We start from the raw sequence: 20,263 nt of genomic DNA, 5'->3' as shown, positions 1-20,263 counted from the left end.
TTAGACTTGAAGCCAAAACGTCACCGGCCCGTCGTTCACCAGCGCCACTTGCATGTCGGCGGCGAACTCCCCGGTCTGTGTTTCTACGCCGCGTTCGCGGCACTGGCCAACAAAATATTGATACAACCGATCGGCCTCCTGCGGTACTGCACCACGTGAGAAACTCGGGCGCATGCCTTTTTGGGTATCGGCCACCAGCGTGAACTGCGAAACCACCAACAGGCTGCCTCCCGCCTGCTGGACATTGAGATTCATCTTGTCATTCTCGTCGCCAAAGATGCGATACCCCAGCACGCGTTCACACAGGCGCACGGCTTTTTGCTCGTTATCGTCCTGCTCCACGCCCAATAACACTAACAAACCGGGGCCAATCTTGCCTACCGTCTCTCCCTTGACCGTGACGCTGGCGTTTAACACCCGTTGTATTAACGCAATCATAACTGCCCTTCTTGTGTCTGATCCTGTTGCTCCGTCTTTCGCCGGCGATAGTCACGGTATTCCCCGAGGGTAACGGTGATTTCCGCGCCGAGTAACACGATACACCAGCTCCAGTAGACCCACAGGAATAAAATCGGGATCACCGCCAGCACGCCGTATATCAGCTGATAAGACGGGAACATGGTGATATACAGCGCAAAGCCCTTCTTGCCGAGCTCAAACAATACCCCGGCCACCAGCGCGCCGATCAGCGCATCTTTGGGCGGCACACGCACCGTCGGCACGATGCAATACAGCAGCCAGAACGATACCCACGACAGAATTAACGGGAAAATTCGCAGTACCTGATCCACCAGGCTGTTCACACCGGTCTGCGCCAGCCAATTGAGCGACAGCAGATAGGAGCTGATAGCCATGCTGGCACCTACCAACAGCGGCCCCAGAGTCAGCACCATCCAATACACCGCAAACGAAAATACGATTGGCCGTTTGTTCTTGCTGCGCCAGATAGTATTCAGCACGCTGTCCACCGAGGAGATCAGCAGCAGCGCGGTGACAATCAGCCCGCAGGTACCGACGGCGGTCATTTTGTTGGAGTTGGCGACAAACTGCTCCAGATAACTTTGGATCACGTTGCCGGCGGCAGGCATGAAATTAGAGAAGATAAAACTTTTCAACTGGACGCTGATGTCGGAAAACATCGGGAACGCGGCAAACAGCGCGAACACCACGGTAATCAGCGGCACCAGCGACAGCAGGGAAACATAAGCCAGATGGCCCGCCAGCATGGTCAGACCATCGTTATCGACGCGTTGGAACAGCAGCCGCCCGAAGGTGACGCTGGGTTTGATCGCAGAAGACAACTTTTTACGGCGGAAAAACGACATGGTCACTCCTTGATGTCAGTTTGTACGCCTTAAGCTTAACCCTTCGCGGTCATTGGGCAAAATAAGCCGGCACCACGTTACGATCGGTCACGTGCACCGTTTTGATTCCCAGCGCCTGTGCGGCGGCGACGTTATCCGGATGATCGTCGAAGAACACTGCGGCTTCCGGCGGCGTATTTTCGGCGCTGAGTACGTGCAGATAGATGTTGGCGTCCGGTTTGCGCATGCCGATGTCCTGAGACAGATACAGATGATCGGCGGCCTCGGCCACTTCCGGATAATGCTGCGGCCAATAGTTGCAGTGCAGACGATTGGTGTTCGACAACACCACCACCCGGTGACCTTCGCTGCGCAGGCGCTTCATGATATCGATCACCTCCGGACGCAGGGCGACAAACACCGCCTGCCAGCCGGTAGCGAACTGCTCAAAACTGAGGGCGATACCCATTTCATCACTTAGCCGTTCGGCAAAATCTTCGTCGCTGATTTCACCGCGCTCATGCTGCTGGAACAACTCACCCAGGGTGAAACGCTCGGACAATACCGCCAGCGGCGTGCCACTCAAATTGCTCCATACACCCAGTACACGTTTGAAATCGATATCGACAATCACATTACCTAAATCAAAGATATACAACATAGTCCTCTCCTGATGGGCCGGTGAGATTTCACTGTAGCGGGAAAAGGGGGGGCTGAACAGAGAGCCGACAGAAAAGCGCATAGCGCACGGCAGAAATGGGGAAAGGCAGAGGAAAAAACTCAGGGCGCAGAGCGCGCCCTAAGCATAGAACACTCAATCAGCGATTAAGCGTCTTTAGGACCGCGGCTTGCACGCTTACGATCGTTTTCCGTCAGGTGACGTTTACGAATACGTACGGACGTTGGCGTTACTTCTACCAGTTCGTCATCATCGATGAATTCCAGAGCTTGCTCCAGAGACATCTTGATAGCCGGAACCAGAGTAGTGGCTTCGTCAGTACCGGAAGCACGCATGTTGGTCAGCTTCTTACCGGTCAGGCAGTTTACGGTCAGGTCGTTGGAACGTGAGTGAATACCGATGATCTGGCCTTCATACACTTCCGCACCGTGACCCAGGAACAGCTTGCCGCGATCTTGCAGGCCGAACAGGGCGAACGCTACCGCTTTACCCTGGCCGTTGGAGATCAGCACGCCGTTCTGACGCTGGCCGATTTCGCCCTGGCGTACATCGTCGTAGTGGCTGAAGGTGGAGTACAGCAGACCGGTACCGGAAGTCATGGTCATGAACTCGGTACGGAAGCCGATCAGGCCACGCGCAGGGATCAGGTAATCCAGGCGAATACGACCTTTGCCGTCTGGGATCATGTCCTTAACGTCACCTTTGCGCTCACCCATGGCTTGCATGACTGAACCCTGGTGCTGTTCTTCGATATCCAGCGTCACGTTCTCGAACGGCTCTTGCATGCGGCCATCGATTTTACGGTTGATAACTTTAGGACGGGAAACCGCCAGCTCGAAACCTTCGCGACGCATGTTTTCGATCAGAACCGACAGGTGAAGTTCACCACGGCCCGATACGCGGAATGCGTCAGCATCTTCGGTTTCTTCAACGCGCAGTGCCACGTTGTGCACCAGCTCTTTGTTCAGACGGTCGAGGATCTGACGTGAAGTCACGTACTTGCCTTCTTTACCGCAGAACGGAGAGGTGTTGACGTTGAAGTACATGGTGACGGTAGGTTCATCAACAGACAGCGCCGGCAGCGCTTCAACGGCGTTGGTGTCGCAGATGGTGTCAGAGATGTTCAACTCGCCCAGACCGGTGATAGCGATGATGTCGCCGGCTTCAGCCACGGCAGCTTCGATACGTTCCAGACCCATGTGGGTCAGAACCTTAGCGACTTTACCGTTACGGGTTTTGCCTTCGCTATCAATGATAGTGATCTGCTGGTTAGGTTTAACCTTACCGCGCTTGATACGGCCGATACCGATAACGCCAACGTAGTTGTTGTAGTCCAGCTGAGAGATCTGCATCTGGAACGGCGCTTCGAGCTCAACCTGCGGCGCAGACACGTGGTCTACGATCGCCTGATACAGCGGGGTCATGTCTTCCGCCATCTCGTTGTGGTCGGTGCCCGCGATACCCATCAATGCAGAAGCATAGATGATTGGGAAGTCGAGCTGCTCATCGGTCGCGTCGAGGTTAACGAACAGGTCGAAGACCTGATCGACAACCCAGTCAGGACGTGCGCCCGGACGGTCAACCTTGTTGATTACCACGATCGGCTTCAGACCATTAGCGAAGGCTTTTTTGGTCACGAAGCGGGTTTGCGGCATTGGGCCATCCATTGCATCCACAACCAGCAGCACCGAGTCAACCATTGACATCACACGCTCAACCTCGCCGCCGAAGTCGGCGTGTCCTGGGGTATCCACGATGTTGATGCGGTAGTCTTTCCAATTAATGGCGGTGTTTTTTGCGAGGATGGTAATCCCACGCTCTTTCTCCAAATCGTTGGAGTCCATTACGCGTTCGGTGGCTTCTACACGCTCTCCGAAAGTACCGGATTGTTGCAGCAGCTTATCAACCAGGGTGGTTTTACCATGGTCAACGTGGGCAATAATGGCGATGTTACGCAAATTTTCGATCACAGCTTTGCCTCAGGCATTAGAAATAGCGCGCTATTGTACACGTATTAAGCGAGGTACTAAACAAGATCACAACAGTCTCTTATAAACAACTGTGTACAGGTCAGTTTGTGATCCCTTTCACGGTGCAAAAAGCAGCAGTTGGTGCACTTTTGCACCATTACAGTGCCCCACACTGCGTTATTTGCACCATATAGGTGCAATGCGTCACTGATGGTGCATACTGATTCTGTGCAAAACCCGCGCAGGAAGGCGATTAAAGCGCTTTTGCAAAGTTGGCACAGTTTTCGCTTTAGTCTATTCAAGGCAAAAACAGCCAGTTCCACAGATTCGTTCCACGACGACGACAATAATAAATCCGGGAGAGTTAAGTATGTCCGCTGAACACGTTTTGACGATGCTGAATGAGCATGAAGTGAAATTCGTAGACCTGCGTTTCACTGACACCAAGGGTAAAGAACAACACGTCACCATCCCTGCTCATCAGGTGAATGCCGACTTCTTCGAAGAAGGTAAGATGTTTGACGGCTCCTCGATCGGCGGCTGGAAAGGCATCAACGAATCTGACATGGTGCTGATGCCAGACGCCAGCACTGCGGTGCTGGATCCGTTCTTCGAAGAATCCACCCTGATTATTCGCTGCGACATTCTCGAGCCAGGCACCATGCAGGGCTACGACCGTGACCCGCGTTCCATCTCCAAGCGTGCAGAAGACTTCCTGCGCTCTTCCGGCATCGCGGATACCGTGCTGTTCGGGCCAGAGCCTGAGTTCTTCCTGTTCGACGATATCCGTTTCGGCAGCAGCATCCGTGGTTCCCACGTGGCTATCGACGATGTCGAAGGCGCATGGAACTCCGGCACCAAATACGATGGCGGCAACAAAGGCCACCGTCCGGCAGTAAAAGGCGGTTACTTCCCGGTTCCTCCGGTCGACTCTTCACAGGACATCCGTTCTACCATGTGTCTGACCATGGAAGAAATGGGTCTGGTGGTCGAAGCGCACCACCACGAAGTGGCAACCGCGGGTCAGAACGAAGTGGCAACCCGCTTCAACACCATGACCAAGAAAGCCGACGAAATCCAAATCTACAAATACGTGGTTCACAACGTGGCTCACGCATTTGGCAAAACCGCGACCTTCATGCCGAAACCTATGTTCGGTGATAACGGCTCAGGTATGCACTGCCACATGTCGCTGTCCAAGAACGGCACTAACCTGTTCGCTGGCGACAAATACGGCGGCCTGTCTGAAACTGCCCTGTTCTACATCGGCGGTATCATCAAGCACGCTAAAGCGATCAATGCCCTGGCCAACCCGACCACCAACTCTTACAAGCGTCTGGTCCCAGGCTACGAAGCGCCGGTCATGCTGGCTTACTCAGCACGTAACCGCTCCGCTTCCATCCGTATCCCAGTGGTTGCCAGCCCGAAAGCGCGCCGTATCGAAGCCCGTTTCCCGGATCCAGCGGCTAACCCGTACCTGTGCTTCGCGGCTCTGCTGATGGCAGGCCTGGATGGCGTGATTAACAAAATCCACCCTGGCGATGCCATGGACAAAAACCTGTATGACCTGCCGCCGGAAGAAGAAGCTGAAATTCCAAAAGTTGCAGGCTCTCTGGACGAAGCGCTGGCTGCACTGAGCGAAGACCGCGAGTTCCTGACCCGTGGCGGCGTATTCACCGACGACGCAATCGACGCTTACATCGACCTGCGTAAAGAAGAAATGGACCGCGTTCGCATGACGCCGCACCCGGTTGAGTTCGAACTGTACTACAGCGTTTAAGCCTTTACCGCGCCATCTGCGGATGGCGCACCAAATTTTATTTGTCGTTTTTTTGTTGCCGTGGAAACTTTCAGCCCATCTTCGGATGGGTTTTTTTCTCCACCGTATTTTCTGCAACACTATTCCATACCGCTCGCATCACGGATGGAGTAGCATAGATGCACTAAAAAGGTGCAGGAGTCTGCTGTATGGCAACTGGCAAGCTGCCCGATGCTGGGCAGATCCTCAATTCTCTCATCAACAGCATCCTGCTGTTGGATGATGATCTGGCGGTTCATTACGCCAATCCGGCAGCACAACAACTGCTGGCGCAAAGTTCCCGTAAACTTTTCGGTACACCGTTACCCGAGCTGCTCGGCTATTTCTCGCTGAATGTCGATCTGATGCGCGAGAGCCTGCGAGCCGGCCAGGGCTTTACCGATAGTGAAGTGACCCTGGTGGTTGACGGCCGTGCGCATATCCTCTCCCTGACCGCTCAGGCGCTGCCTGAAGGCTATATCCTGGTCGAGCTGGCGCCAATGGATAACCAACGCCGTCTGAGCCAGGAACAATTGCAACACGCCCAGCAGGTGGCGGCCCGCGATCTGGTCCGCGGCCTGGCGCATGAAATCAAAAATCCGCTTGGCGGCCTGCGCGGCGCTGCACAGTTGCTGGCCAAGGCACTCCCCGATCCGGCGCTGACCGAATACACCAAAGTGATCATTGAACAGGCCGATCGCCTGCGCAACCTGGTTGATCGCCTGCTGGGGCCTCAGCGGCCCGGCCAGCACATTACCCAGAGCATTCATCAGGTGGCGGAACGGGTATGCCAACTGGTGTCGCTGGAGAAACCGGACAACGTGACGCTGGTGCGCGACTATGACCCCAGCCTGCCGGAAATGGCGCACGATCCGGATCAGATAGAACAGGTGCTGCTGAACATTACCCGCAATGCCCTGCAGGCTCTGGGCGCTGAAGGTGGCACTATCACACTGCGCACCCGCACCGCGTTCCAGATCACTCTGCACGGCACTCGCTACCGATTGGCGGCACGTATCGATATCGAAGATGACGGCCCCGGTGTTCCAGCGCAGTTGCAGGACACCCTGTTCTACCCGATGGTCAGCGGCCGCGAAGGCGGCACCGGCCTGGGTTTATCCATCGCCCGTAATCTTATCGATCAGCATTGCGGAAAAATTGAATTTAACAGTTGGCCAGGACATACCGAATTCTCGGTTTACCTGCCTATTCGCCAGTGAGGTTTTCTATGCAACGAGGGATAGTCTGGATCGTCGATGACGATAGCTCCATCCGCTGGGTGCTTGAACGCGCGCTCACTGGAGCGGGTGTGAGCTGCGCCACCTTCGACAGTGGCAATGCAGTGCTGGAAGCATTGGCCACGCAAACTCCCGACGTGTTGCTGTCTGACATCCGCATGCCGGGTATGGATGGTTTAGCGTTACTCAAGCAGATCAAACAGCGCCATCCTATGCTGCCGGTCATCATAATGACCGCGCACTCGGATCTGGACGCCGCCGTCAGCGCCTATCAGCAAGGGGCGTTCGATTACCTGCCCAAGCCGTTTGATATCGACGAAGCGGTGGCGCTGGTCGAACGCGCCATCAGCCATTATCAGGAACAACAGCAGCCGGCGCGTAGCCAGCCGGCCAACGATCCGGCGGCGGACATCATCGGCGAAGCGCCGGCGATGCAGGATGTGTTTCGCATCATCGGCCGCCTTTCGCGCTCGTCGATCAGCGTGCTGATCAACGGCGAATCGGGGACTGGCAAAGAGTTGGTGGCCCATGCCTTGCATCGCCACAGCCCGCGCGCCAAATCGCCTTTTATCGCGCTGAACATGGCAGCGATCCCCAAAGACCTGATCGAATCCGAACTGTTCGGCCACGAGAAAGGCGCGTTCACCGGCGCCAATCAGATCCGTCAGGGGCGTTTTGAACAGGCCGACGGCGGTACGCTGTTCCTGGACGAAATCGGCGATATGCCGCTGGACGTGCAGACGCGCTTGCTGCGCGTGCTGGCAGACGGTCAATTCTACCGGGTCGGCGGTTATGCGCCGGTGAAGGTAGACGTGCGTATCATCGCCGCCACGCACCAAAACCTGGAGCTGCGGGTACAGGAAGGCAAATTTCGCGAGGACTTGTTCCACCGCCTGAACGTGATCCGTGTACACCTGCCGCCACTGCGCGAGCGCCGTGAGGATATCCCACGCCTGGCGCGTTACTTCCTGCAGGTAGCGGCAAAAGAGCTGGGCGTTGAAGCGAAGAATCTGCATCCGGAAACCGAAACCGCGCTGACCCGCCTGCCATGGCCAGGGAATGTGCGTCAGTTGGAAAATACCTGTCGCTGGTTAACCGTGATGGCCGCCGGACAGGAAGTGTTAATTCAGGATCTGCCGAGCGAGCTGTTTGAAACCTCCGTACCGGAAGCCGCCGGCCACAGCCTGCCGGACAGCTGGGCTACGCTGCTGGCGCAGTGGGCCGATCGCGCCCTGCGTTCCGGTCATCAAAACCTGTTGTCGGAAGCACAACCGGAGATGGAGCGTACGCTGCTCACGACCGCGCTGCGTCACACCCAGGGGCATAAGCAAGAAGCCGCCCGGCTTCTGGGTTGGGGCCGCAATACCTTAACGCGGAAATTGAAAGAGTTGGGAATGGAATAGCTTGCGTAATTGATTATAAAAAATACAATCAAGCGCACAAAAAAACGGCTATTTCAGGCTTTACAGCCTGCATGGTCGCAGTATGATCGGGTCGCACACTCTGGAGGCTCAGGATGTTGGACTCATTCATCGTATTTATTTCCCAAGGCGCAGAGCTTGGCTCTTCCGCCAGCCACACGCCGCAGGCAGCCGTTGCTGCGGTGCTGTGCGCAGCACTGATTAATTTCTTCAGTTGAAAAAGCGGCCGCATCAGCGGCCGTTTTTTTATGCATCAAATCACCCGCGAGAACTGCTGAGTGCGCGCCTGCTGACGCAGATAGAGATCAAAGCACATGCAAATATTGCGGATCAGCAAACGGCCGCGCGGGGTTACGCGAATTCCCCGTTCATCACGCTCCACCAGCCCATCGCGTTCAAACGGCGCCAACAACTGCAGGTCTTCGGCAAAGTAAGCGGCGAAGTCAATGGCGAACTGCTGTTCTATCGCGCGATAACCCAATTGGAAATTGCAGATCAGCGTTTTAATCACTTCACGCCGCAGGCAATCGTCTTCCGTCATCGTCAAGCCACGCCACAGCGCATTGCCCTGCGCCTCAACGCTGCTGTAATAGGTCTTCAGCTCTTTCTGGTTCTGCGCATAGCTGTCGCCTAACATGCTGATGGCGGAAACGCCCAACCCCAACAGATCGCTGTCGCCCTGGGTGGTGTAGCCCTGGAAGTTGCGGTGCAGCTTGCCTTCGCGCTGGGCTACCGCCAGCTCATCGTCCGGGCGAGCAAAGTGATCCATGCCGATAAACTGATAACCGGACTCGGTCAGGGAAGCGATGGTCTGTTGCAGGATATCCAGTTTCTGCTGCGCGCTTGGCAAGTCGGCGTCCTTGATCTTGCGCTGTGCGGCGAACAGACTCGGCAAATGCGCATAGTTGAACACGCTGAGGCGATCCGGGCTTAGCTCCGCCACCCGCTCCAGGGTGAAAGCAAAACTCTCCGGCGTCTGTTTTGGCAGCCCGTAAATAAGATCGATATTGGTGGAGTTAAACCCCAGCGCCTTGGCGCGGGCGATCAGGGCAAAGATAAATTCTTCATCCTGCTCACGATTAACCAGCCGCTGAACCTCTTTATCGAAGTCCTGCACCCCCATGCTCAGGCGGTTGAAACCTTCGCTGCGTAAATGATCGAGTACGTCCAGTTCAATTTCACGCGGATCAACCTCGATCGACATTTCCGCATCGGGCAAGAAATCAAAGTGTTGCCGCAGCATCGCCGTCAGTCTGCTGATTTGCGACTTACTTAGGTAGGTGGGCGTGCCGCCGCCCCAGTGCATCTGGCCAACCTTGCGCCCGGCAAACAGCGGAGCGCGCTCGGCGATTTCACGCGCCAGTACCGCCAGGTACTCATCAGCCTTGTGGGTCTGACGCGTCACCAGCTTGTTGCAGCCGCAGAAATAACAGAGTTTATGGCAGAACGGAATATGTACGTACAGTGACAACGGGCGTTCAGGATAACGCGCCGCGGCGCTTTGAAACGCCGCTTCGTCGTAGCTCTGGTTAAACTCCAGCGCCGTGGGGTATGAGGTGTAACGCGGCCCTGAATAGTTATATTTCTGGATCAGGGCCAGATCCCAGACGATTGCCTGCTCTGACATGCTCACTCCTTCCGATATTTTTTCCTACCGGGCCGGGAAATGGGCAGTTGTCTACGCTGTCTGGCCGCGGAAGCGCTGCGAAAACGCATTTTGCGTTTAGACAGCCGCCATAGTTTACCGAATAACCACAGCAGATAACACATCAAGAGTAGGGCTATTGCCAGGATCGGCCACATGGCACGTTAAAATACGTCTTTCGGGTTACCGCTTTTCAGCAGTTTCAGGATGTCTTCCTGCTTTTCTTCTTTTTCATCGTCTTCGTCGTCGCCCAGCTCAATGCCCAATTGCTCCATCAGCGCATCGATGCGATCCAGCGTCTGGTCAACGTAAGCCTGGTCTTCGGCGTTCAGCGTCGCACCGTCGTCGATACGATCCAGCAATGCATCCAAACGCTCGTCATTTTCCAGCTTCGCCAGCTCTTCTTCCGGCGACAGGCGCGGTTTGGCTGCGGCCTTCGGCTTAGGCTGCGGTTTGGCTTTTGGCTTAGCTTCAGCCACCAGCGCTACCGGCACCTTGCTGCCAATACGCGGATCTTTGACCTGCGCTTCGGCCTTGTTTTTCTGATTAGCGGACTCAACCTGAGTGCGAGAACCGGAAGCGAGACCACGGCGTTTTTTCAGGCGCTTGCGCTCACGGGCTTCCTGATCGAGCTCCACACGGCTTTTCTTTTTCGATTTCGACGTCGCCGCGCTGCTGCGTGGGGCGCGAGGTGCTTTTGATGGTTGGTTCATAGCGTACGCTCTTAGGTATGTAGATTCAGTATAGAGATGCTATACGATTGCGGCGGAATCTAGCAGAAAGCGGACAAAGAAAAAAGGCGGCAGGTTAAACCTGCCGCCTATTTCTCACCCTCTTTCGAAGGATATTCCTGCCACGCGCTCCGTGCGCACACTCAACATCCTGGTTTTTCCCTCTGCTATAAACGCATTCCCTGCTACTACGTCCTTCATCCTGAAAGGGAAATCGTCCATGGCGCAATCCGTTCGCATCCGCTCTCCCTGAGCGCGCTTCCTGCGGGCATCCAGATTGCAATAACTTCACCATCCTTATGCTGTTCACACATTCAGGTGCAAACAAGGCGTTCCTGCTGGGGTCATCCTGTCACTCATTGCACTTCCCGTGCGCTCCCTGAGATTTGTCACCCTTCCCGGATGTTCCTTACTCCTGCACAGCCTTGTGCTGCGATCTACTTTACGCGATCAAAGGTGACGCTCAAGGTATCTGCCGTGGAATGCCAACCCTCAATAACACAGAAAAATGTTAACTTTTTGTTTTTTAATAAAAAGAACAAAAATCACTTTCGAATAAAGCGACATTGCCCACTATTCGAATGGCAAATGTCTCACACGCTCAATGCGGCGTGACTGCCACGCCCTGCTGGCCCGGCGCTTAAAAACAGAGAAACACACCATTTTTGCCGCTGATGCAGTTATAATCGCCAACCAGTTAGCCATCCTCGCGGAGACGAAAAATTTTGACCAGCAAGAATTACAATTATCATGTGACCCATTTCGTCACCAGTGCGCCCGATATTCGCCATCTGCCGGGGGATGAAGGTATTGAAGTTGCGTTCGCCGGTCGCTCCAATGCCGGTAAATCCAGCGCGTTAAATACCCTGACCAATCAGAAAAGCCTGGCACGTACCAGTAAAACGCCGGGCCGTACCCAGCTCATCAACCTGTTTGAAGTGGAAGAAGGCATTCGCCTGGTCGACCTTCCGGGTTATGGCTACGCCGAAGTTCCCGAAGAGATGAAACGCAAGTGGCAGCGGGCGCTGGGTGAATACCTGCAGATGCGCAACTGCCTGAAAGGCCTGGTGGTGCTGATGGATATCCGCCACCCGCTGAAAGATCTCGACCAGCAGATGATTCAATGGGCGGTGGATGTCGGCACGCCGGTGCTGGTTCTGCTGACCAAAGCGGACAAACTGGCCTCCGGCGCGCGTAAAGCGCAGCTCAATATGGTGCGTGAAGCGGTAGTGCCGTTTATGGGCGATATCCAGGTAGAAGCCTTCTCCTCACCGAAAAAAATCGGTGTCGACAAGCTGAGCCAGAAGCTGAATACCTGGTTTAACGAGATCCCGCCGGAAGTTCTGCCGGAAGACGACGCCGCCGGCGAGTAATCTGCCGCAGGTGCCGAGATAACCGATGTGGAAACACATCGGTTTTTTTATGCCCAACTTTCAACGCCTTTGGCGTTTTCGTTATCTAATTACAGTTTTGACAAAAAACCATCATAAATTCTTATGATGACTTATTGGCAACGGCAGAGTTAGCGGGCAATAACAGAAGATCGTCAGGCAGAAAAACGCGGGGAGGAATAAGAAAAAACTATGGTTTGGCGTTGTTTTTACAATAAAAAACGCCCCAGTCAATACTGACTGGGGCGGCTAAATATTCAGCCAAATCCGATTACGTGAAGTAAAAGGTCTGAAAGATAGAACATCTTACCTCTGTACCCTACACCTGTAACTCTACATGATTTTTTCGCAGTGCAAAAGAATTTTTTGTAGTTTACTTACACAACTTAGCGCGTAATAACGGCGAGGTTGGGGAAACAATCGCCGTATCTTGTAGCTAAATTACGAAAAGTGCTTAGGTTATCACCAGTTAGCTCATCAGCGATGATGATTAACGGGTAAGCGGCCGCATTATCAATGGGCTTCATCCCAGTTGGCACCCACGCCGACGTCCACTTTCAGCGGTACCGCCAACGTCATGCTGTTTTCCATCAACTCGCGGATGCGCTGGCTGGACGCTTCAATCACTGACTCATGTATCTCGAACACCAGTTCATCGTGCACCTGCATGATCATGCGCACCAATGGCTCATCCTGACCTTGCAACCAGGCGTCCACCTCAATCATCGCGCGCTTGATGATATCGGCTGCCGTCCCCTGCATCGGGGCGTTGATCGCCGCACGTTCGGCGGCCTTGCGACGCATGCCATTACTGGAACTGACGTCCGGCAGATACAGGCGACGACCATCCAATGTGCTGACATAACCCTGTTCGGCAGCCTGTTGACGTGTGCGCTCCATATACTCCAGCACGCCCGGATAACGCTCGAAATAAAGATCCATATAGCGCTGCGCTTCGCCGCGCGGAATCCCCAACTGACGCGCCAGGCCGAATGCGCTCATGCCGTAAATCAGGCCAAAGTTGATCGCTTTGGCGCTGCGGCGCTGTTCGCCGGTCACCTTGTCCAACGGCACGCCAAACACTTCGGCTGCCGTAGCGCGGTGGATGTCTTTACCCTCGGCAAATGCCTTCAGCAGCCCCTCATCCTGCGACAGGTGGGCCATGATGCGCAGTTCAATCTGCGAATAGTCGGCCGCGACGATGCGGTAGCCTTCAGGGGCAATAAATGCCTGCCGGATGCGGCGTCCTTCGTCGTTACGCACCGGAATATTCTGCAGGTTAGGATCGCTGGAGGAGAGGCGTCCGGTGGCCGTCACCGCCTGATGGTAGGAGGTGTGCACCCGCCCGCTAAACGGGTTAATCATCAACGGCAGCTTATCGGTGTAGGTGGTTTTCAGCTTCGCCAACCCACGGTATTCCAGAATCACCTTCGGCAATGGATAATCCAGCGCCAGCTCGGCCAACACTTCTTCGTTGGTCGAGGGTGCGCCACCAGGGGTTTTCTTCAGGACCGGCAGCTTTTGCTTTTCGTACAGGATCGCCTGCAGTTGTTTGGTCGACGCCAGATTGAACGGCTCTTCCGCCAGTTCGTGCGCCTGAATTTCCAGCTCGGCCAGCCGCTTGGTCAACTCGATCGAGTGGGTGGCCAAAATACTTTGGTCAATCAGCACCCCGGTGCGCTCGATATGCGACAGAACCGGCACCAGCGGCATTTCAATCTCATTGAACACCGTCAACAGCTCGGCGCTTTCTTTCAACTGCGGCCACATCGCCAAATGCAACTGCAGCGTGACATCGGCATCTTCGGCCGCGTAAGGCGCCGCCTGCTCCAGCGCAATCTGGTTGAAGGTGAGCTGCTTTTTGCCCTTACCGGCGATCTCTTCAAAGGTAACGGTTTTATGGCCGAGATAGCGATCGGACAAACTGTCCATGTCGTGGCGACCGCCCACGCTGTCCAACACATAGGATTCCAGCATGGTGTCGAAGGCAATGCCGCGCAGGGTGATGTCGTAACGCGCCAACAAACCCATATCAAACTTCAGGTTCTGACCGACCTTCAGCGCTTTCTCGTCTTCCAGCAACGGTTTCAGCGTTGCCAGCACATAAGCGCGATCCAACTGCGCCGGCGCATCGAGATAGTCATGCGCCACCGGCAAATAAGCGGCTTCGCCCGGCGCAACGGCAAAGGACAGGCCGATCAGGTTGGCGGTCAGGGTATCCAGACCGTCGGTTTCGGTATCGAAGGCAAATACTTCGGCGTTTTTCAGCTTTTTGAGCCAATCAGCGAAAGTCTTCTCATCCAATATGGTGACGTAACCTTCTTGCGACAGCGTCGCTTCCGCAGCCACTTTTGGGGTGTCTGCCACTACGCCGGCAGGTTTCGACGCACTGGTCGCTTTCGCGCCGGTGCCTTTTTTGCCTTCCAGCCAGATGCCGGCTTCAACATCCGCCAGCCAACGTTTGAATTCGTACTGTTTGAACAACTGTTGCAGCGCGTCAACGTCCAGCGGAGAGACTTCGAGTTCTGCGCAGGAAAGATCCAGCTCGACATCGGTTTTAATCGTCGCCAGCTTATAGGAGAGATACGCCACCTCTTTGTTCTGTTCCAGCTTGGCTGCCATGGTCTTGGCGCCACGGAAGTTGAGCGTGGCGATGTTGTCCAGGTTGGCATAGAGTGCATCCAGCCCACCAAGCCCCTGTAACAGCGCCTGCGCGGTTTTCTCACCCACGCCTGGCACTCCTGGGATGTTATCCGAGGAGTCGCCCATCAGCGCCAGGAAGTCGATAATCAGCGCCGGCGGAATGCCGTACTTATCGCACACTTCTTGCGGACCAAGAATGGTGTTATTCATGGTGTTGATCAGCGTCACGTTCGGTGTGACCAACTGCGCCATATCTTTATCGCCCGTGCTGATCAACACCGCATGGCCGGCCTTTTCGGCTTCCAGAGCCAGCGTGCCGATAACGTCATCCGCTTCTACGCCAGGCGTGACCAAAAGCGGAAGGCCCATGGCCTTGACCATTTTGTGCAGTGGCTCGATTTGAGCGCGCAGATCGTCCGGCATCGGTGGCCGATGTGATTTGTACTCTGCGAACAGCTCATCGCGGAAGGTTTTTCCTTTGGCATCAAACACCACCGCAACATGGCTTGGCTGGTACTGCAACAGCAGGCTGCGCAGCATATTCAGTACGCCGTACATTGCTCCGGTCGGTTCGCCCGCGGAATTGGTCAGCGGAGGGAAAGCGTGATAAGCACGGTAGAGGTAAGAGGAACCGTCAACCAGGATTAATGGGTTTTCTGCAATCTGGGCCATAGCGTTTCTTTATCGTGATCGGACATAGCGGTAAGCATGCCATAGCTGGCCGCCTGAGACGAACCTTAGCGTGCATTACGGATGAAAATGATGTGATTATGCGAAGCGATCCGCAAGATCCTATCTGTGGATAACTTTGTGCATAGAAAAGACAACAGATTATAACTATGCATTTATCGTTATAATTGAAAATAAAATTCCTATTGAAATCACCGTGTTAAATGGTGTTATTTTGAAGAAGGGTATTTATCGACTTTTACACAATTTGTGGATATAACTTGCGCTCGATTTTAATCGCACTATTAATCAAATTTGGCAACTCAATTACCCTAGCACAAGATGAGCAAGTTGCACGAAAACGCAGCAAATGATTATTTATTCATCTATAAAAACTGTTGCTGTTAGTGAGCGCTTTCCCCCCATAATTTCTGTTAAAATATTTTTTTGTTCATGCGTATCGGCATGTAACGCTGCTCCCACCGACCATCAGCCCATAATCATGCTTAGACTGCTATCCCCTGTTATTTTTATATTTTCGGCACTGCTCGCCATTTTGGTGACCATGCTGTGTTCGATCCCCATCACATTGGCCGGTATCGTTAAGCTATTGATCCCCTATCCTGTCATCTGGCGACAGACCTCCGCCTTTGCCGATTTTATGATGTGGTGCTGGTGTCAGGGATTGTCGCTGTTATTGCGCATTAACTGGCAGCTACGTTGGGATATTGAGGGGCTGGAAGGGCTGGACCGTAAAAACTGGTATCTGCTTATCAGCAATCACGAAAGCTGGTCGGATATTGTCGTGCTGTGCGTGCTGCTCCGTAACCATATTCCCATGAATAAATACTTTCTCAAGCAACAGTTAGCCTGGGTGCCTTTTGTCGGCCTCGCCTGTTGGGCACTGGATATGCCATTTATGAAACGCTATTCGCGCGCCTATTTGCTCAAGCACCCGGAAAAACGCGGCAGGGATATCGAAGCCACACGCCGCTCCTGCGAGAAATTCCGAAAACGTCCGACCACTATCGTCAATTTTGTGGAGGGTTCCCGCTTTACTGAAGCCAAGAAAATTAAAACCCGCTCCCCCTATCGCAATTTACTGGCCCCAAAGGCCGCCGGTATTGCTTTTACGCTCAGTGCATTAGGCAGGCAGTTCGATAAAGTGTTAAATGTCACCCTGCTTTATCCGGAGAATAGCGAACGGCCTTTTAGGGATATGCTGTGCGGCCGATTAAAGCGCATTGTGGTGAGAATCGAGCTGCTGCCGATCGATGAAACCCTGCATGGCGATTACTTTAACGACAAGCTCTTTAAACGGCGTTTCCAACTGTGGCTGAATACGCTATGGCAGGAAAAAGACAGGCTGTTGGATAAGTTAAAGCGGCAATACAGTTAAAAAAAACGCCGGCTCAGCCGGCGTTCTTCACTTTCAATCTCAGTTATTTCTGCTGGCTGAGGAATTTAACCACGTCGGCGAATTGCTTCACGTAAGCATCCATCGAGCTGGTGTCCAGGCCATCATTTTTAACCATAAACTTACCGTTCACAAATACTGCCGGAACACCGCGCAGCTGCAGATCTTCCGCAGCTTTCTCCTGTTGAACCACCAGGGATTTCACCACAAAGCTGTTCCAGGCCGCATCGTAGTCTTCCGCACTCACGCCGGCTTTGACAAACACGTTACGGATATCATCAGGGGTTTGCACGGTCTGAGTTTTTTGTACGGCTTCAAACATCAGCGGGCTCACTTTATCTTCCACACCCAGCGCCATCGCAACCGCCCAGGCCTGAGTCAGCTGTTTACCCAGCGGCCCCAGAAACTCAACGTGGTATTTGGTCATTTTGGTGCCTGCAGGCAGCGCTTTTTTCACGTTCTCGGAAACGTGGTAAACCTGCTCGAACTGATAGCAGTGCGGGCAATAGAAGGAAAAGAACTCCAGCACCTGAGGTTCACCGGTCACCGGTTTGTCCAGGGTTACATACTGAGAACCATCGCTAAACTGCGCAGCCGAGGCACTGAATGCCATTACCATGCCAACGAGCGCCAACCATATTTTCTTCATAAGACTAAACTCTCCATTGTGTTAAAGCTTCAATACATTGGCATCAGCTGCAGAGGAGGTTCCTGCAACAGCTTAACCTGTTCAGTGAATGCCGCGGTCTGAGATAACCAGAAATCAGACTCCGCCATCCACGGAAAACTTTTAGGAAATGCGGGATCCTGCCAACGGCGAGCTACCCATGCCAGGTAGTACACCATTCGCATGGCACGCAAAGGTTCGATCAACGCCAACTCACTCTGATCAAACTCGGCAAACTCTGAGTAAGCCTCCAGCAAAACATCCAGCTGCATCAGGCGATCACGGCGCTCACCGTGCAACAGCATCCACAGATCCTGTACCGCCGGCCCATTGCGCGCATCGTCAAGATCAACAAACAGTGGGCCATCACGCCACAGGATATTGCCCGGGTGGCAGTCACCGTGCAAACGCCGCGGCTGCCAGTCCAGATGCCAATGGTGTTTTATCGCCTCAATCAGAGCGTCCGTCGCAGTCAGGAAGCTGTCGCGCTGTGCCTTGGGCAACAGTTTGCAGCCAGCCAGCACTTCACGCGGCGCGGTGAGATATTCTTCAATCCCCATTGTAGGACGCTCCACAAACAGGCTTTCACTGCCCACCTGATGAATACGCCCCAGGAAACGGCCAACCCACTCCAGTTGATCGAGGTTGTCTATCTCATACTGCCGCCCGCCAACGCTGGGAAATACGGTAAAAAAGAAACTGCTGTGCGTATGTAGCGTATTGCCCTGCAAGGCCAGTGGCGCAACTGCAGGGATCTCCGCCTGAGCAAGATCCCCGGCGAACTGGTGTTCTTCAATAATTTGCGCCGCACTCCAACGTTCGGGCCGGTAAAACTTCACCACGTAGCGCTTACGATCTTCGTCCATAAACTGATAGACACGGTTTTCATAGCTGTTCAGCGCCGTTAGCCCGGAATCTACACGCAGGCCAACCCCTTCCAGCGCGTCCATAATCAGGTCGGGCGACAGGGTTTGAAAATTAAAAGCGGAGTTGTTCATAACAACATTCAGTTTCATTGGGTGACAGCACAGTGCCGGGAATGAGAAATAGTAGCATTAATGACAAATTTCACGAGCACTGGTTCACCGTACCGCACAAATGCTAATCCTTTATAACGCCACGGGCGCGCAGCAAGGCCGTTTTAAAGTCTTCTTCGTAATCCTTTTTCAGCCCTGGGATCTGTTCCGTGCCGGCGCTGCCGCGCATTTTCAGATGGTAGATAAGAATATCATCACTCAGTTCAGCCAAATCCCCCTGAAAACCGGCTTCTTGCGCCAGCTTTTGCAAAAACTGAATCAGGTTGAGATCAGGATCTTCCTGCCAGGCCGGGTGTAACAGCTCAATCAGCTCGTTTACGCGGTGCGTTTTCATCGCAATACCGTCCAATAGAATGAATAAGCACACAAAGTAACAGGCTTACCAACGCAGTGAAAGAAGCAGCTTGTCAATAAAGGTAAATCCTGATGCCGCACCGGCTTTAGCGCTACAATCAGGACGTTAGCCACAATGCAGGATGAGAAATATGCACGAGGACATTACTGGCATTATTCTGGCCGGGGGACGCGCCACGCGAATGGGTGGGGAAGATAAAGGCTTGGTTCAGGTTGCCGGAATACCGTTGTATCAGCACGTGCTTGCCCGATTACAACCGCAGGTAGGCTCGATTGCCATCAGCGCCAACCGCAATCAGGCCCGTTATCAGGAAAGCGGCCTGCCGACGATCGGCGATCTGACCACCGACTTTTCCGGTCCTCTGGCCGGTATATTGGCCGGGCTGAAATACGCCGCCACTGAATGGGTGGTATTTGTTCCCTGCGATGTGCCCGATTTTCCCACCACGTTGGTCGAACAACTCTGGCAGCAAAAAGGCCCGGCTCTGGCCGCCTATGCCAGCGATGGGGAGCGGGCACATCCAACGCTGGCACTGTTGCACACCAGCTTGGTGCCCCAGTTAGCAGGCTATCTGGCTAGAGGGGATCGCAAGCTAATGCTGTTTCTGGACGCAGCAGGCGCGCGCCAGGTAACGTTCATTGGTCAGCAAGCCGCATTCCACAACCTTAATACGCGAGAAGACTGCCTGCGCTGGCAGCAGGAAAAAGGATTCCCCCATGAATAACCCCTACCCTCCTTTGCTGGGCATTGCTGCCTATAGCGGTACAGGTAAAACTACCCTGCTTAAGCAGCTAATACCGTTATTGAGACAATGGGAAATCCGCGTAGGACTGATTAAACATACGCATCATGATATGGATGTAGATACGCCAGGCAAAGACAGTTATGAATTACGTAAAGCAGGCGCCGATCAAACATTGGTCGCCAGCGATCGTCGCTGGGCACTAATGACAGAAACACCGGAGCAATTACCGCTTGATCTGCACTATCTGGCCAGCCGATTTGATCGTGACAAGGTAGATGTAATTTTAGTGGAAGGGTTTAAACACGAGCCGGTGAGTAAGATCATTCTGTATCGTGAAGATATAGGCAGGCCGCTGGAGGATATGCTGGATAAGTTTGTCATTGCCGTAGCCAGCGATCGGCCTGTTACAGGGGTTAAATCCCTGGATATTAACCAGCCAGAGGCAATAGCTGAGTTCATCGTCGAGTGGCTGAAAGGCGCAGCGTAGCTGCGCCCGGAGTTTCCTGGCCCCAAAGCAAAAAGCCCCATGCTTTCGCATGAGGCTTTCGACTTT

At 54.0% G+C, this 20,263-nt stretch carries 19 protein-coding genes; 8 read left to right on the top strand and 11 right to left on the bottom strand.

Annotated elements, in window-relative coordinates; all coding sequences use genetic code 11:
• The 4 genes from dtd to typA all read right to left on the bottom strand — a co-directional run bounded on the left by dtd (position 1) and on the right by typA (position 3,953).
• On the bottom strand, positions 1-438 hold the full coding sequence (gene dtd, locus ACUTQW_RS22175) for a D-aminoacyl-tRNA deacylase (protein WP_004953406.1): 438 nt from the start codon (positions 436-438) through the stop codon (positions 1-3).
• Positions 435-1,325 carry a virulence factor BrkB family protein gene (locus ACUTQW_RS22170; RefSeq protein ID WP_006328947.1) on the bottom strand — a complete coding sequence of 297 codons (891 nt, stop codon included), beginning with the start codon at positions 1,323-1,325 and terminating at the stop codon, positions 435-437. Before ACUTQW_RS22170 ends, dtd begins: the two co-directional genes overlap by 4 nt.
• Positions 1,326-1,374: 49 nt before the next feature.
• A complete protein-coding gene (gene yihX / locus ACUTQW_RS22165) occupies positions 1,375-1,965 on the bottom strand; it encodes a glucose-1-phosphatase (protein WP_006328951.1) in 591 nt (196 codons plus the stop codon).
• A 164-nt stretch (positions 1,966-2,129) separates the two neighbouring features.
• Complete coding sequence (typA, locus tag ACUTQW_RS22160) at positions 2,130-3,953, bottom strand: ribosome-dependent GTPase TypA (RefSeq protein WP_006328953.1); 1,824 nt, start codon at positions 3,951-3,953, stop codon at positions 2,130-2,132.
• A gap of 370 nt (positions 3,954-4,323) precedes the next feature.
• Between typA and glnA the strand changes: the two genes are divergently transcribed.
• The 4 genes from glnA (at position 4,324) to ACUTQW_RS22140 (ending at position 8,628) form a co-directional block, all read left to right on the top strand.
• The gene (glnA, locus tag ACUTQW_RS22155; RefSeq protein WP_004953429.1) at positions 4,324-5,733 is read left to right on the top strand and encodes a glutamate--ammonia ligase; all 1,410 of its coding nucleotides are present in this window, start codon (positions 4,324-4,326) and stop codon (positions 5,731-5,733) included.
• A 188-nt stretch (positions 5,734-5,921) separates the two neighbouring features.
• A complete protein-coding gene (glnL, locus tag ACUTQW_RS22150) occupies positions 5,922-6,971 on the top strand; it encodes a nitrogen regulation protein NR(II) (protein WP_004953431.1) in 1,050 nt (349 codons plus the stop codon).
• Between the two features lie 8 nt (positions 6,972-6,979).
• Complete coding sequence (glnG, locus tag ACUTQW_RS22145; RefSeq protein ID WP_004953434.1) at positions 6,980-8,392, top strand: nitrogen regulation protein NR(I); 1,413 nt, start codon at positions 6,980-6,982, stop codon at positions 8,390-8,392.
• Positions 8,393-8,505: 113 nt separating this feature from the next.
• Entirely contained in the window at positions 8,506-8,628 is a 123-nt protein-coding gene (locus ACUTQW_RS22140; protein WP_006320185.1) for a YshB family small membrane protein, read from the top strand.
• 35 nt (positions 8,629-8,663) lie between these two features.
• Here ACUTQW_RS22140 and hemN read toward each other — a convergent pair whose 3' ends face one another.
• Positions 8,664-10,037 (bottom strand): oxygen-independent coproporphyrinogen III oxidase, encoded by a 1,374-nt coding sequence (hemN, locus tag ACUTQW_RS22135; RefSeq protein WP_006328957.1) that lies wholly within the window; start codon positions 10,035-10,037, stop codon positions 8,664-8,666.
• 182 nt (positions 10,038-10,219) lie between these two features.
• Positions 10,220-10,768: a Der GTPase-activating protein YihI gene (gene yihI, locus ACUTQW_RS22130; RefSeq protein ID WP_020440002.1), complete on the bottom strand. Its 549-nt coding sequence runs from the start codon at positions 10,766-10,768 to the stop codon at positions 10,220-10,222.
• A gap of 743 nt (positions 10,769-11,511) precedes the next feature.
• Here yihI and yihA point away from each other — a divergent pair.
• The gene (gene yihA / locus ACUTQW_RS22125) at positions 11,512-12,159 is read left to right on the top strand and encodes a ribosome biogenesis GTP-binding protein YihA/YsxC (protein WP_004953443.1); all 648 of its coding nucleotides are present in this window, start codon (positions 11,512-11,514) and stop codon (positions 12,157-12,159) included.
• 275 nt (positions 12,160-12,434) lie between these two features.
• Here yihA and ACUTQW_RS22120 read toward each other — a convergent pair whose 3' ends face one another.
• Positions 12,435-12,482 (bottom strand): spot 42 RNA, inhibition of DNA synthesis, encoded by a 48-nt coding sequence (locus ACUTQW_RS22120; protein ID WP_071892919.1) that lies wholly within the window; start codon positions 12,480-12,482, stop codon positions 12,435-12,437.
• 208 nt (positions 12,483-12,690) lie between these two features.
• Positions 12,691-15,492, bottom strand: coding sequence for a DNA polymerase I (polA, locus tag ACUTQW_RS22115; protein ID WP_064799607.1), 2,802 nt, complete (start codon positions 15,490-15,492; stop codon positions 12,691-12,693).
• Positions 15,493-15,991: 499 nt separating this feature from the next.
• Here polA and ACUTQW_RS22110 point away from each other — a divergent pair, with 499 nt between their 5' ends.
• The gene (locus ACUTQW_RS22110; RefSeq protein ID WP_006328973.1) at positions 15,992-16,888 is read left to right on the top strand and encodes an acyltransferase; all 897 of its coding nucleotides are present in this window, start codon (positions 15,992-15,994) and stop codon (positions 16,886-16,888) included.
• A 43-nt stretch (positions 16,889-16,931) separates the two neighbouring features.
• Here ACUTQW_RS22110 and dsbA read toward each other — a convergent pair whose 3' ends face one another.
• The 3 genes from dsbA to ACUTQW_RS22095 all read right to left on the bottom strand — a co-directional run bounded on the left by dsbA (position 16,932) and on the right by ACUTQW_RS22095 (position 18,944).
• Positions 16,932-17,555, bottom strand: a complete 624-nt coding sequence (dsbA, locus tag ACUTQW_RS22105) for a thiol:disulfide interchange protein DsbA (RefSeq protein ID WP_004953465.1) — start codon at positions 17,553-17,555, stop codon at positions 16,932-16,934.
• A 29-nt stretch (positions 17,556-17,584) separates the two neighbouring features.
• A complete protein-coding gene (locus ACUTQW_RS22100) occupies positions 17,585-18,571 on the bottom strand; it encodes a serine/threonine protein kinase (RefSeq protein WP_064799606.1) in 987 nt (328 codons plus the stop codon).
• A gap of 103 nt (positions 18,572-18,674) precedes the next feature.
• Positions 18,675-18,944, bottom strand: coding sequence for a YihD family protein (locus ACUTQW_RS22095; RefSeq protein WP_004953469.1), 270 nt, complete (start codon positions 18,942-18,944; stop codon positions 18,675-18,677).
• Positions 18,945-19,095: 151 nt separating this feature from the next.
• Here ACUTQW_RS22095 and mobA point away from each other — a divergent pair, with 151 nt between their 5' ends.
• Entirely contained in the window at positions 19,096-19,689 is a 594-nt protein-coding gene (gene mobA / locus ACUTQW_RS22090; protein ID WP_006328976.1) for a molybdenum cofactor guanylyltransferase MobA, read from the top strand.
• Complete coding sequence (gene mobB, locus ACUTQW_RS22085; protein WP_006328977.1) at positions 19,682-20,197, top strand: molybdopterin-guanine dinucleotide biosynthesis protein MobB; 516 nt, start codon at positions 19,682-19,684, stop codon at positions 20,195-20,197. The genes mobA and mobB overlap by 8 nt, the downstream gene beginning before the upstream one ends.
• The last annotated feature ends 66 nt before the right edge of the window (positions 20,198-20,263 follow it).

It is taken from the genome of Serratia sp. TSA_7, assembly GCF_052692135.1.
The sequence above is the reverse complement of the archived record's forward strand: the minus strand, read 5'-3'. Positions and strand labels throughout refer to the sequence as shown.